This is a genomic window from Kitasatospora sp. NPDC089509 (assembly GCF_044749365.1).
In the GTDB taxonomy this organism is placed as follows: Bacteria; Actinomycetota; Actinomycetes; order Streptomycetales; family Streptomycetaceae; genus Kitasatospora.
On sequence record NZ_JBIVHS010000009.1, the window covers coordinates 206,933 to 219,905 of the forward strand.

Below are 12,973 nucleotides of genomic sequence, written 5' to 3' on the forward strand. Positions count from 1 at the left end.
GTGACGGCGCACCCGGACGGGCACAACTGTGGGGCTCCCCGGTGGGGCGCCACTGTGGGGAGTTCTACACCAGGCTGTCCCGCCAGGCACGGTGCAGGGTGGCGAAACGGCCCTCGCCGCCGATCAGCCGCTCCGGGGAGCCGTCCTCGACGATCCGGCCGAGGTCCATCACCAGCACCCGGTCGGCGATCTCCACGGTGGACAGCCGGTGGGCGATGATCACCGCGGTGCGGCCCGCCAGCACGGTGCGCATCGCCCGCTGCACGGCCTGCTCGCCGGGCACGTCCAGCGAACTGGTCGCCTCGTCCAGGATCAGTACGGCCGGGTCGGCCAGCAGGGCGCGGGCGAAGGCGACCAACTGGCGCTGACCGGCCGAGATCCGGCCGCCGCGCTTGCGCACGTCGGTGTCGAAGCCGTCCGGCAGCGCGGCGATGAAGTCGTACGCGCCGATGTCCCGGGCGGCCTGCTCGACCTCGGCACGGGTGGCACCGGGGCGGCCGATCGCGATGTTCTCGGCGACGGTGCCGGAGAACAGGAAGGACTCCTGGGTCACCATCACCACCCCGCGCCGCAGCTCCGGGGTGGCCAGCTCGCGCAGGTCCACGCCGTCCAGCCGGATCCGGCCGTCGGTCGGGTCGTAGAAGCGGGCCAGCAGCTTGGCGAGCGTCGACTTGCCGGCGCCGGTCGCCCCGACCACCGCGACCGTCTGCCCGGCCGGGATCAGCAGGTCGAAGGGCGGCAGCACCTCCCGGCCGGTGCGGTAGGCGAAGCGGGTCCGCTCGAAGGAGACCTCGCGGCCCTTGTGGGCGGCCTCCGGCAGCTCCGTCGGCTCGGCGGGCTCGGTGACGGTCGGCTCGTGGGCGAGCAGGCCGGAGATCTTCTCCAGGGCCGCGGCCGCGGACTGGTAGCTGTTCAGGAACATCGCCAGGTGGTCGAGCGGGTCGTACAGGCGGCGCAGGTAGAGCGCGAAGGCGGTCAGCACGCCCAGCTCCAGGGCGTCCTCGGTGACCAGGTAGGCGCCCAGCAGCACGATGCCGGTGAACCAGATGTTGGCGGTGAGCCGGGAGAGGCCGACGTACCGGGCGAGCTCCAGGAAGCCCTCCGCGTTGGCCGTCGAGGACTGCCCGCTGACCACCGCGAAGGCGGCGTTGTTGGCCTTCTCGCGGCGGAACGCCTGCACCGGGCGGATGCCGTTCATGGTCTCGGTGAAGCGGACGATCATCGAGGCGGCGGCGGTGCGCGAGCGGCGGTAGACCCGGCTGGAGCGGGTGCGGAAGGAGTGGGCGATCAGCGCCAGTGGGAGGAAGGACACCAGCGAGGCGAGGCCGAGCCGCCAGTCCATCACCACCAGCAGCACCGAGATGTAGCAGACCGACAGCAGGACCGTCAGCAGTTCCTGGAGGCCCTCGGAGAGCAGCTCGCGCAGCGCGTCGATGTCGCTGGTCGCCCGGGAGATGATCCGGCCCGAGGTGTAGCGCTCGTGGAAGTCCAGGCTGAGCCGCTGGGCGTGCCGGAAGATCCGGCCGCGCAGCTCCAGCACGACGTCCTGGTTCACCCGGGCGCTGATCTTGGTGAACGCCCACTGCAGCACCGGGCTGAGCAGCGCGCAGAAGAGGTAGGCGGCCACCACCGCGACCAGCGGGCCGGAGTCGTGCGCGCGCAGCGCCGGGATGCCGCGGTCCATCGCCACCGCGACCAGCAGCGGGCCGGACTGCAGGGCGGCCTGCTGGACCAGGATCACGCCCATCGCGACGGCGATCCGGGCCCGGTGCGGGCCGAGCAGCGAGCGCAGCAGCGCCCGGGGGGCGCCGGGCGGGACCGGTATGTCCTCCTCGTCGGTCGGGGACGGCGGAAGCTCCTCCTCGGCCGGCTCGGCGGCCTCGGCCTTCGCGGGTTCGGCGGTGGTGGTCACACGGTGCTCCCCTCGGGCCGGAGGGCGGCCTCGCCCGACATCAGTTCGCGGTAGCGGGGGCAGTCCCGCAGCAGCTCCTGGTGGGTGCCGACGGCCTCGATCCGGCCGTCCGCGAGCACCGCGACCCGGTCGGCGAGCAGCACGGTGCTGGGGCGGTGGGCGACCACCAGGGCGGTGGTGGAGCCGAGCACCTCGCGCAGCGCCCGCTCGACCAGCGCCTCGGTGTGCACGTCGAGCGCGGACAGCGGGTCGTCCAGGACCAGGAAGGGCGGGTCGCCGACCACCGCGCGGGCCAGCGCGAGGCGCTGGCGCTGGCCGCCGGACAGACTCAGGCCCTGCTCGCCGACCTCGGTGTCCACGCCGTCCGGGAGCCGCTCGACGAAGCCGGCCTGGGCGGTCGCCAGGGCCGAGGCCAACTGCCGCTCGTCCGCGCCCGGGGCGCCCAGCAGGACGTTCTCCCGGACGGTGGCGGAGAACAGGGTGGGCTCCTCGAAGGCGACCGAGACCAGTGCGCGCAGCTCCTCCCGGGGCAGTGCGGCGATGTCCCGGCCGTTCAGGGTGATCCGGCCGCCGGTCGCCTCGTACAGCCGGGGGACCAGCGCGGTGAGGGTGGTCTTGCCGCTGCCGGTGGCGCCGACCAGGGCCATCGTCTCGCCGCTGCGGACGTGCAGGTCGATGCCGGTCAGCAGGTCGGGGCTGCCCTCGGGGGCGTCCGGGTAGCGGAACCGGACGCCGGTGAAGCGGATGCCGTCCGGGGGGCCGGCGGTGGGACCGTCGGGGGTGCGGCCGGGCGCGGCGGCGGTGACCGGGGCCTCCGGTTCGGGCTCGTCGATGACCTCGAAGAACCGGTCGGTGGCGGTGGCGGCCTCGTTGGCGTAGGCGAGCAGCCAGCCGAGCGACTCGACCGGCCAGCGCAGGGCGAGCGCGGTGGAGAGGAAGGCGACCAGGGTGCCGGCGCTCAGCTGGTCGTGGGCGACCAGGTAGGCGCCGACGGCCACGGCGCAGGCGAGCGCGATCTCCGGCAGGCCGACGGCGACCGCCGACATCATGGCCAGCTGGTGGGCCTTGCCGAGTTCGGTGCGGCGCAGCAGCCGGGACTGTTCGCGGAAGTGCTCGGCCATCGCGCGGTGCCGGCCGAAGGCCTTGAGGATGCGGATGCCGAGGACGGACTCCTCGACCACGGTGGCGAGGTCGCCGTTCTGGTCCTGGGCGCGCCGGGCGCCGAGCGAGTAGCCGGCCTCGAAGCGCCGGGTGAGCACCGTCAGCGGCACGGCGGGCAGCAGGACGATCACCGCGAGCCGCCAGTCCTGGGTGAGCATCAGGGCGGCGCCGGCCAGGAAGGTCACCGAGTTGACGATCAGGAACACCAGCGGGAAGGCCAGGAAGAGCCGCATGGCGTTCATGTCGGTGGTGGCCCGGGAGAGCAGCTGGCCGGAGCCCCAGCGGTCGTGGAAGGAGACCGGCAGCCGCTGGAGCTTGGCGTAGAGGTCGTTGCGCATGTCCGCCTCCAGCCGGCCCAGCGGGCGGGACAGGACCACCCGGCGGGTGTAGAACAGGGCGGCCTCGACCAGTCCGAGGAGCAGCAGCAGGCCGACCGGCGGCCAGAGGGCGTGGAGGTCGTGCCGGGCCAGCGGGCCGTCGACGATCCGGCCGAGCACCACCGGGACGGCGAGGGTGCTCAGCATGGCGAGCGTGGCGGCCGTCACCGAGACGACGAGTCGGCCGCGCACGGCCCGGGCGTAGGGCCACAGGCGCAGCAGTGAGTGGACCGTGGAGCGGTGGCTCCCGGTCGTCCGGTCGACGTCTTGTCCGTTCTCGGCCATCGCGGTGAGGGTAGGCGGACAGCACGTCATTTCTCATCCGGTTTTTCGCCCCTGTCGGTGGCGTCCGGCGATAACCGGCCACTCGGACGGGTGAGACAGGGGCGGAGCACGGGGCGCGCACGGCCGTTCGTGCGGGGAGGAATGCGCCGTGCGCCTCTTGCGAGCGCCTGCCGAACGGCCGATTACATCTCCTGACGGATACCCATGGATACCCGAGTGACAGGAGTGCCGACATGACGGTCGACGCCGAGCCCACCCCCGGCCCCGGCCCCGGCGCCGCGACGGTACAGGTGCGGGCCCAGCTCAGTCTCAGCACCACCGCGGCACGGAACCTGGCGACGACGACCAAGTCGAAGCCGCAGATGCAGGAGATCACCTCCCGCTGGCTGCTCAAGATGCTGCCGTGGGTGAACGTCAGTGCCGGTACCTACCGGGTCAACCGGCGGCTGAGCTACGCCCCGGGGCGCGGCCGGGTGAGCTTCGCCAAGACCGGTTCCTCGGTGACGGTGATCGCCCCCTCGCTGGCCGAGGTGCCGGCGCTGCGCGGTTTCGAGGACCAGGAGGTGCTGGCCGAGCTGGCCCGCCGGTTCGTCCAGCGGGACTTCGCCCCGGGCGACGAGCTGGTGCGGGAGGGGGCGCCGATCGAGGAGGTGTTCCTGATCGCGCACGGCAAGGTCGACCGGATCGGCACCGGCAAGTACGGCGAGAAGGCGGTGCTCGGCACCCTCGCGGACGGAGACCACGTCGGCGACGAGGTGATCACCGAGCCGGGCGGCACCTGGCCGTACACCGTGAAGGCGGCCACCTCCGGTGTCGCGATGGCCCTGAACGCCGCCCAGCTGCAGGAGTTGATCGACCGCTCGGCGAGCCTGCGCGAGCAGCTGCTGGGCTTCGCCACCGACGCCGCCCAGGCGCAGAACGCCCACGGTGAGGCGGAGATCGACCTCTCGGCCGGCCACCAGGGCGAGTTCGAGCTGCCCGGCGCCTTCGTGGACTACGAACTGGAGCCGCGCGAGTACGAGTTGAGCGTCGCGCAGACCGTGCTGAGGGTGCACACCCGGGTCGCCGACCTCTACAGCCAGCCGATGAACCAGACCGAGGAGCAGCTGCGGCTGACCGTCGAGGCGCTGCGCGAGCGGCAGGAGCACGAGCTGATCAACAACCCGGAGTTCGGGCTGCTCGCCAACGCCGACTTCGACCAGCGGATCCAGACCCACGCGGGCGCGCCCACCCCGGACGACCTGGACGACCTGCTGGCCATGCGCCGTGACACCGACTACCTGTTCGCCCACCCGCGGGCCATCGCCGCCTTCGAGCGGGAGTGCACCAAGCGCGGTGTCTACCCGGGGACGGTGGACGTGCTGGGCAAGCAGCGCCCGGTGTGGCGCGGGGTGCCGATCCTCACCTGCAACAAGATCCCGGTGGCGGGCGACCAGACCACCTCCTTCATCGCGATGCGGGTCGGCGAGGACAACCAGGGCGTGGTCGGCCTCACCCAGGTCGGCATCCCGGACGAGGTCGAGCCGGGCCTGAACGTCCGCTTCATGGGCATCGACGAGAAGGCGATCGCCGGCTACCTGGTCAGCGCCTACTACTCGGCGGCGGTGCTGGTGCCGGACGCGATCGGCGTGCTGGAGAACGTCGAGGTCGGGCACGCCCGCGGCTGATCCGCTACGGCCGGGTGGGCACGCGCAGCAGCTGCAGCGAGCGCCCGCCCAGCACCACCGCGCCCCGCGGGTACGGCTCGCCCGTGCCCGCGGCGGCCGTGTCCAGCAGCGTCCGGTACCCGGCCTCCGGCTCCGCCCAGGGCTCCCCGGGCAGGGTGAACACGGTCGGCTCGTGGCCGGCGTTGAGCAGCAGCAGGAAGCTGTCGTCGGCCAACGGGTGCCCGGTGTCGTCCTGTTCGGACATCGCGGCGCCGGACAGCAGCATGCCGAGGCAGGCCGTCGGGGCGTACCAGTCCGCCTCGGTCATCTCCTTGCCGAGCGGGGTGAACCAGGCGAGGTCCGGCTGTCCGCCGGGGACGGCGGCCCGGCCGGAGAAGAACGCCCGTCGGCGCAGCACCGGGTGGGAGCGGCGCAGCCGGACCAGCCGGGCGGTCAGCTCGCACAGGCCCCGCCAGGCGGGCTGCTCCAGCAGCGACCAGTCCAGCCAACTGACCTCGCCGTCCTGGCAGTAGGCGTTGTTGTTGCCGCCCTGGGTGCGGCCGAGCTCGTCCCCGGCGGTGATCATCGGGACGCCGGCCGAGAGCAGCAGGGTGGCCATCAGGTTGCGCAGCTGGCGCAGCCGCAGCGCGTTGACCTCCGGGTCGGTGGTCTCGCCCTCGACGCCGTGGTTCCAGGAGCGGTTGTCCTCGGTGCCGTCCCGGTTGGCCTCGCCGTTCGCCTCGTTGTGCTTGCGGTCGTAGGAGACCACGTCGCGCAGGGTGAAACCGTCGTGCGCGGTCACGTAGTTGACCGAGGCGTAGGGCCGGCGGCCGTTGTTCTGGTAGAGGTCCGAGGAGCCGGCCAGCCGGTAGCCGAGCTCGCGGACGTCCGGTCGGGCGCCGCGCCAGAAGTCCCGTACGGTGTCGCGGTAGCGGTCGTTCCACTCGGCCCACAGCGGGGGGAAGCCGCCGACCTGGTAGCCGCCGGGGCCGACGTCCCAGGGTTCGGCGATCAGCTTCACCCGGCTGAGCAGCGGGTCCTGGGCGACCGCGGCGAGGAAGGGGTGGTCCATGTCGACGCCGTCGGTGGTCCGGGCCAGGGCGGCCGCGAGGTCGAAGCGGAAGCCGTCCACGCCCATCTCGGTGACCCAGTAGCGCAGTGAGTCGGTGATCAGCCGGACCACCTGGGGGCGGCGGGTGTCCAGGGTGTTGCCGCAGCCGGTGTAGTCGGCGTAGCCGCGCGGGCGGTGGGCGGCGAGGCGGTAGTAGGCGGCGTTGTCGATGCCGCGCAGCGACAGCGCCGGGCCGAGTTCGGCGCCCTCGGCGGTGTGGTTGAACACCACGTCGAGGATCACCTCGATCCCGGCGGCGTGCAGGGCGCGGACCATCCGCTTGAACTCGCCGACCTGGCCGCCGCGGGAGCCGGCGGCGGAGTAGCCGGCGTGCGGGGCGAAGTAGCCGATCGTGTTGTAGCCCCAGTAGTTGACCAGGCCGCGGGCCTGGAGGTGGTCCTCGCTGGCGTACTGGTGCACCGGCAGCAGTTCGACGGCGGTGATGCCCAGGCGGGTGAGGTGGGCGATCGCGGCGGGGTGGGCCAGGCCGGCGTAGGTGCCGCGCAGCGGCGGCGGGATCTCGGGGTGGCGCATGGTGAAGCCGCGGACGTGCAGTTCGTAGAGGACGGTCTCGGCCCACGGGGTTCTCGGGCGGTGGTCGTCGGACCAGTCGTCGTCGTCGTGGACGACCACGGATCTGGGGACGTAGGGGGCGGAGTCGCGGTTGTCCCGGACGGTGTCGGCGACATCGGCCTCCGGCCAGTTGCGGACGGCGGAGCAGGCCGCGTCGTGGGAGGTGTAACTGCCGTCGACGGCACGGGCGTAGGGGTCGAGCAGCAGCTTCGCCGGGTTCCAGCGGGCGCCCGTCCACGGGTCCCAGCGGCCGTGCACCCGGAAGCCGTAGCGGGTGCCGGGGCGCACGCCGGGCAGGAAGCCGTGCCAGATCTGGCAGTCCTGCTCGGTGAGGCGGTGCCGGGTCTCCTGGTCGGCCTCGTCGAACAGGCAGAGGTCGACGGCTTCGGCGCCGGCCGCCCAGAGGGCGAAGTTGGTGCCGGAGCCGCGGGGGCGGTCGGGGCCGCCGGTGTGGTCGGTGCCGCTGGTGCCGCTGGTGCGGTCGGGGCGGAAGTGGGCGCCGAGGGGATGCCGGCTGCCTGGCCACGGTGGTGCGGCGGTGTGCGGGCCGCCGTCCGGCCGTACCCCGGCTTCCAGCTCCTGCCTTGACGCCATGGTCGAACCCTCCCTGAACGGGGTGTCCCGGAACCCGTTCACCTTCTCTTTCCCGGATTGTGGGGGAAGGAAGCGGGTTCTGTTTTTGGGGGGTGGGCTCTCGGGAGGGTGGGTGAGGCCGGGGGCGGTTCCGGGGGTGGGTGCTCCGGGGGCTGGGTGATTTTCGGACTGCCGACCCTGTCTGCGTATGCCTGGCCGCCGTTGGCAGTCTGAAAATCACCCGTTACGCCCCTCTCCGCACCCACCCCCTCCACCGCCCCCTCCCGCAGCGCGTCCCTCTCGCCTGGGAGGGGAGGGGAGGGGAGGGGAGGGGAGGGGAGGGGAGGGGGGAGGTGGGTGGGGGTGCTGGGGGTGGGTGGGTGCGGGTTGGGGGTGCTTCGGGCGCGCGGGGTGGGGCCCGCGCGCCCGGGGGAGATGGGGTGTGGGGCTGGGGTTTCGGGGGTTGGCGTGTCTCTGTCGGGAGGGTTGTCGTTGTTCCGTGGGCATCGGACGTGAACAGTGGGAGGCCCCGGGATGCGGCGCCGAGTGGGGATGTGGGCGCGGCGGGTTGCGGCGGGGCTCTGTGGCCTGGCGGTGCTCGCCGGGTGTGGGGGCTCTTCTGGTGGGGCGGGTGGGGACGCGGTCGGGGGCGGTCCGCGCACTCCGGCGCCGCCGCCGTCGCGGGCGGTGCTGAGTGCGCTGCCTGCGGACGGGGCGCAGGACGTGCCGCCGGAGGGGCCGGTGCGGGTGAACGTGACCCAGGGGCGGCTGGTGTCCGTGCGGTTGGCGGACGCGAAGGGGACGGAGCTGCCGGGGACGATCGGGGCGGACGGGGCCGGCTGGGCGCCGGACGGACCGCTGCCGCTCGGTACGGCGTTCACGGTGGACGCGGTCGCGGAGGACGACCAGGGCCAACGGGCCGCCCAGCACTCGGCGTTCTCCACGGTGGCCCGGGCGCACACCTTCGTGGCCTTCTTCACGCCGGAGGACGGGTCGACGGTCGGGGTGGGGATGCCGGTCTCGCTGCGGTTCAGCCGGCCGATCGGGGACCGGGCGGCGGTGGAGCGGGCCGTGCAGGTCGGCGCGGACCCGCCGGTGCCGGTGGCCGCGCACTGGTTCGGCAACCAGCGGCTGGACTTCCGCCCGCAGCAGTACTGGGCGGCCGGCACCAGGGTGACGGTGGCGCTGCGGCTGAAGGACGTGCAGGGCTCGCCGGGGGAGTTCGGCAGCCAGAACCGGGACCTGCACTTCACGGTGGGGCGGGCGCAGGTGTCCACGGTGGACCTGGACGCGCACACGCTGACCGTCCGGGCCGGTGCGGGCGGCAAGGTGGTGAAGGTGCTCAAGGTGTCCGGCGGCAGCCCCGACCACTCCACCTACCGGGGGGTGATGGTGGTGTCGGAGAAGTACAAGGTGACCCGGATGAACTCGCAGAGCGTCGGCATGGGCGACGAGTACGACATCAAGGACGTCCCGCACGCGATGCGGCTGACCACCTCCGGCACCTTCGTGCACGGCAACTACTGGGCCGATCCAGGGGTGTTCGGCACCGCCAACACCAGCCACGGGTGCATCGGGCTGGCCGACAGCAAGGGCGGCACCGGCAAGGACACCCCGGCGGGCTGGCTGTTCGAGCACACCGTCCCGGGGGACGTGCTGGAGGTGAAGGCCTCGGCCGGGGACTTCGTCCCGCCGTCGAACGGGCTGAACGGCTGGAACGTGCCGTGGGACCAGTGGGTGGCCGGGAGCGCCCTGCGGTAGTGGTCTTCACACCTCCCCCCGGAGTTCACCGGGAGGGCCCGGCTATGCTGCTCCGGCGCGTCGGAGGCCGCCCCGGGAGCGCACCACCGGCGAGCGGCTGTACGAAAGATCGGGATCCGGTGCAACTTCTCGGGGTGCTCGCCGCGTCAAGTGAGTGAACATCGGGAGGGGAGATTCCGTGAAGACGGGGAAGACGGCCGGGGCCGCGATACGCAGAGGTGCGATGGCGCTGGCCATGGGCGGGGTGCTGCTGCTGACCGCGGCGTGCAACGACGACAAGGGCGGGAAGTCCGCGGACGCCGCCGCGACGGCGTCCGCGGACGCGAACGGGACGGCCGCCCCCGGGGGGAGCGCGGCCTCGCCGAAGGCCTCGGCGGCCGTGCTCGCGGTCGAGCCGAAGGACGGTGCCCAGGACGTCGCGCCGAGCGCGCTGAAGGTGTCCGTCAGCAACGGCAAGCTGACCACCGTCGAGGTGACGGACAAGAACGGCAAGCCCGTCGAGGGGGCGATCACCCCGGACGGCACCGGCTGGAAGCCGGCCGCGGCGCTCGCGGTCGGCATGGCGTACAAGGTGGACGCGCAGGCCAAGGACGACGCCGGGCTGGTGTCCGCGTCGACCACCTCGTTCACCACGCTGACGCCGGACAAGAAGGTGTCCACCAACGACAACATCGCCGACGGCGCCACCTACGGCGTCGGCATGATCGTCTCGGTGAACTTCACCAAGGACGTCAAGAACAAGGACGAGGTGCTGAAGGGCATCACGTTCCAGACCGACAACGGCACCGTGGTCAAGGGTCACTGGTTCGACAGCCGCCGGGTGGACTTCCGTCCGGAGGAGTACTGGAAGCCGGGCACCAAGGTGACCATCAAGTACCGGCTGAAGAGCGTCGAGGTCGCGCCGGGCGTCTACGGGGACGTGGACAAGGACGAGCCGTTCACCATCGGCCGTTCGATGGTCTCCACCGCCGACGCCAAGACCCACAAGATGACGGTCGAGCGGGACGGCAAGAGCAGCACCCTGCCGGTCACCATGGGCGCCGACGCGACGCCGTCCTGGAGCGGGACGATGGTGGTCATGGCCAAGGAGAAGGTCACCCACATGGACTCGCACACCGTCGGTCTGGGTGGCGAGTACGACATCCCGGACGTGCCGCACGCGATGCGGCTGACCACCTCCGGCACCTTCGTGCACGGCAACTACTGGTACAAGGGCATGCCGTTCGGCAACCTCAACGGCAGCCACGGCTGCATCTCGATGCAGGACGTGCAGGGCGGCAGCGACTCCTCGTCGGCCGGCACGTTCTACAACGAGTCGATGGTCGGCGACGTGGTGAAGGTCGTGAACAGCAAGGAGAAGACCGTCTCGCCCTCCAACGGGCTGGGCGGCTGGAACATCACCTGGGCCAACTGGTAGACCCGGGGGTTCTGGACGAGCGGCCCGGACTCACCCGTTGGGGTGGTCGGGCCGCTCGGTTTTCGGGGCAGAAAGCCCCTCGGGCGGCGCAACCTTTCCGACGGTCCGGCACATCTACGGTTCGGGTCCGTCGTGGCCGCGGGGAGCAAGGGAGGGAACGGCGTTGAGATCGATACGCAGAGTGGTGGCCGCCGGTCTGGTCGGCGGGGCGATGGCGCTGACGGCCGCGTGCGGCGGGGGCAGTGGGGGCGGCAGCGGCAGCGGGGCCGCCAAGGCCGATCTGGGAGCCGGGGCCGGGGCGACCGCGTCCGCGACGACGGCGCCCTCCACCGCGGCGCCGAAGGCGTCCACGGCCGCGGTGAGCATCGAGCCGAAGAACGGCGCGGTGGACGTGGCGCCGGGCGCGCTCAGGATCGGTGCGACCGGGGGGAAGCTCACCACCGTCAAGGTGAGCGACAGGTCCGGCAAGGAGGTCCCCGGCACGATCGCCGCGGACGGCGCCAGCTGGACCCCGACCACCGGGCTCGCGGTGGGCACCGCCTACCAGGTCAGCGCGATGGCCGCGGACGCCGCCGGTGCGGTGGCCGAGGCGGACAGCAGCTTCACCACGCTGACCCCGGCGGCGCTGGCGAAGGCCTCCGACAACGTGGACGACAACGCCACCTACGGCGTCGGCATGATCGTCTCGGTGGACTTCAGCAAGGACGTGAAGAACCGGGACGCGGTGCTGAAGGGCATCACGTTCGAGACCAGTGACGGCACCGTGGTCAAGGGCCACTGGTTCGACGACCGCCGGCTGGACTTCCGTCCGGAGCAGTACTGGAAGCCGGGCACCAAGGTGACGGTGCACTACCGCCTGAAGAGCGTGGAGATCGCCCCCGGGGTGTACGGCTCCGACCGGGACGAGCCCTTCACGATCGGGCGATCCCAGATCTCGACGGTTGACGCCGCCGCGCACCGGATGACGGTCGCCGACGGCGGGCAGAGCACCGACATCGACATCACCTCGGGCTCGGACGACCACCCGACCTGGAACGGCACCATGGTGATCATGTCCAAGGAGGGCACGGTGCGGATGCAGTCCAGCACCCTGCCCGGGATGACCGGCGCGCCCTACGACCTCCAGGTGCCGCACTCGATGCGGTTGACCACCTCGGGCACCTATGTGCACGGCAACTGGTGGAGCAACAGCTTCGGCGAGGACAACGTCAGCCACGGCTGCGTGGGCCTCAAGGACGTCAAGGGCGGCGGGGACTCCACCACGATGGGCAGGTTCTACGACGGCTCGCTCGTCGGGGACGTGGTGATCGTGAAGAACTCGGTGAAGAAGGAGACCCTCGACCCGTCGAACGGGCTGAGCGGCTGGAACCTGCCGTGGAGCAACTGGTAGCCGCACGATCCGCCAGGTGACGGCGGTTTCACGTCAACCCGGGCTTGACTTCGGTCGGTCCGGGTCGATGCTTTCCTGCCCCGGGCATATGCCGACTCGGGGGAGATCGTTTGCTCATTGTCCGTACGCGGCCGCTTGCGTTCCGCAATGATGGTCCGCATGGCGGGTTGGGGCGAAACAGATCAGTCACCGGTTCCGGCGGCCGGAGTGGTCGCGGAGGCGTCGTGGACCGACGGCCGGAGTGCGCTCTCGGCGCTGGAACGGCTCAGTCCCGAGGAGCTGCAGGAGATGTACTCCGGCAGGCTGTGCGACCAGTCCGCGCCGAACGAGGTGCGGCTGCCGTCCCGGCCGGAGTCCGGCCCGGTGGCCCGTCGGCTGGTGTTGAACGTCCTGGAGTCCTGGGAGCTCCACCAGCACCTGGAGGCCGGGGAGCTGCTCACCAGTGAGCTGGTGGCCAACGCGGTGCGGCACGCGGCCGGGCGCACCATCGGACTGCACGTCAGTCGCAAGCCCGGCTGGCTGCGGGTCGAGGTCCGGGACTCCTCCCGCTCGCTGCCCTGCATGATCCTCGCCGAGCCCCGGCCGGTGAACGAGCGCGGCCGCGGGCTGAAGATCGTCGACGACCTCGCCGACCGCTGGGGTGCGGACCTGCTGCCGCGCGGCAAGGGCGTCTGGTTCGAGCTGAAGGTCCGCGAGCGCGGCTGAGGCGCCGGATACGCGCAGGGCCCCCGGTGTCGCCGTGGTCCGGCGGGTGGGGGCCCGTGCAG

The 12,973-nt window shown here is 72.2% G+C and carries 9 protein-coding genes; 5 read left to right on the forward strand and 4 right to left on the reverse strand.

The features are described from left to right. Window positions 1-64 precede the first annotated feature (64 nt). Both ACIP4P_RS21195 and ACIP4P_RS21200 read right to left on the reverse strand, forming a co-directional pair. A complete protein-coding gene (locus ACIP4P_RS21195; RefSeq protein WP_400920559.1) occupies window positions 65-1,912 on the reverse strand; it encodes an ABC transporter ATP-binding protein in 1,848 nt (615 codons plus the stop codon). After that, window positions 1,909-3,735 (reverse strand): ABC transporter ATP-binding protein, encoded by a 1,827-nt coding sequence (locus ACIP4P_RS21200; RefSeq protein ID WP_400920561.1) that lies wholly within the window; start codon window positions 3,733-3,735, stop codon window positions 1,909-1,911. The genes ACIP4P_RS21195 and ACIP4P_RS21200 overlap by 4 nt, the downstream gene beginning before the upstream one ends. 233 nt (window positions 3,736-3,968) lie before the next feature. On the opposite strand from ACIP4P_RS21200, the gene ACIP4P_RS21205 reads away from it, so the two are divergent. Next, window positions 3,969-5,402 carry a family 2B encapsulin nanocompartment shell protein gene (locus tag ACIP4P_RS21205; protein ID WP_400920563.1) on the forward strand — a complete coding sequence of 478 codons (1,434 nt, stop codon included), beginning with the start codon at window positions 3,969-3,971 and terminating at the stop codon, window positions 5,400-5,402. Window positions 5,403-5,406: 4 nt separating this feature from the next. Here the strand turns inward: ACIP4P_RS21205 and glgX are convergent, their stop codons facing one another. Then, window positions 5,407-7,659, reverse strand: coding sequence for a glycogen debranching protein GlgX (gene glgX, locus ACIP4P_RS21210; RefSeq protein WP_400920566.1), 2,253 nt, complete (start codon window positions 7,657-7,659; stop codon window positions 5,407-5,409). A gap of 531 nt (window positions 7,660-8,190) precedes the next feature. Between glgX and ACIP4P_RS21215 the strand changes: the two genes are divergently transcribed. Together ACIP4P_RS21215 and ACIP4P_RS21220 are read left to right on the forward strand one after the other, a co-directional pair. Then, entirely contained in the window at window positions 8,191-9,399 is a 1,209-nt protein-coding gene (locus tag ACIP4P_RS21215; protein WP_400920701.1) for an Ig-like domain-containing protein, read from the forward strand. Between the two features lie 178 nt (window positions 9,400-9,577). Beyond that, window positions 9,578-10,816: an Ig-like domain-containing protein gene (locus tag ACIP4P_RS21220; RefSeq protein ID WP_400920568.1), complete on the forward strand. Its 1,239-nt coding sequence runs from the start codon at window positions 9,578-9,580 to the stop codon at window positions 10,814-10,816. A 114-nt stretch (window positions 10,817-10,930) separates the two neighbouring features. On the opposite strand, the gene ACIP4P_RS21225 is transcribed toward ACIP4P_RS21220, so the two are convergent. Continuing rightward, a complete protein-coding gene (locus tag ACIP4P_RS21225) occupies window positions 10,931-11,254 on the reverse strand; it encodes a hypothetical protein (protein WP_400920570.1) in 324 nt (107 codons plus the stop codon). Window positions 11,255-11,264: 10 nt separating this feature from the next. Between ACIP4P_RS21225 and ACIP4P_RS21230 the strand changes: the two genes are divergently transcribed. After that, entirely contained in the window at window positions 11,265-12,206 is a 942-nt protein-coding gene (locus ACIP4P_RS21230) for an Ig-like domain-containing protein (protein ID WP_400920572.1), read from the forward strand. A gap of 159 nt (window positions 12,207-12,365) precedes the next feature. Further along, window positions 12,366-12,911, forward strand: coding sequence for an ATP-binding protein (locus ACIP4P_RS21235; RefSeq protein WP_400920574.1), 546 nt, complete (start codon window positions 12,366-12,368; stop codon window positions 12,909-12,911). The last annotated feature ends 62 nt before the right edge of the window (window positions 12,912-12,973 follow it).

Bases quoted from the DNA above. Each gene is read 5' to 3' on its own strand.
- ACIP4P_RS21205 (WP_400920563.1), top strand. From the start codon at position 3,969: ATGACGGTCGACGCCGAGCCCACCCCCGGCCCCGGCCCCGGCGCCGCG.
- ACIP4P_RS21235 (WP_400920574.1), top strand. From the start codon at position 12,366: ATGGCGGGTTGGGGCGAAACAGATCAGTCACCGGTTCCGGCGGCCGGA.
- glgX (WP_400920566.1), bottom strand. From the start codon at position 7,659: ATGGCGTCAAGGCAGGAGCTGGAAGCCGGGGTACGGCCGGACGGCGGC.
- ACIP4P_RS21215 (WP_400920701.1), top strand. From the start codon at position 8,191: ATGTGGGCGCGGCGGGTTGCGGCGGGGCTCTGTGGCCTGGCGGTGCTC.
- ACIP4P_RS21200 (WP_400920561.1), bottom strand. From the start codon at position 3,735: ATGGCCGAGAACGGACAAGACGTCGACCGGACGACCGGGAGCCACCGC.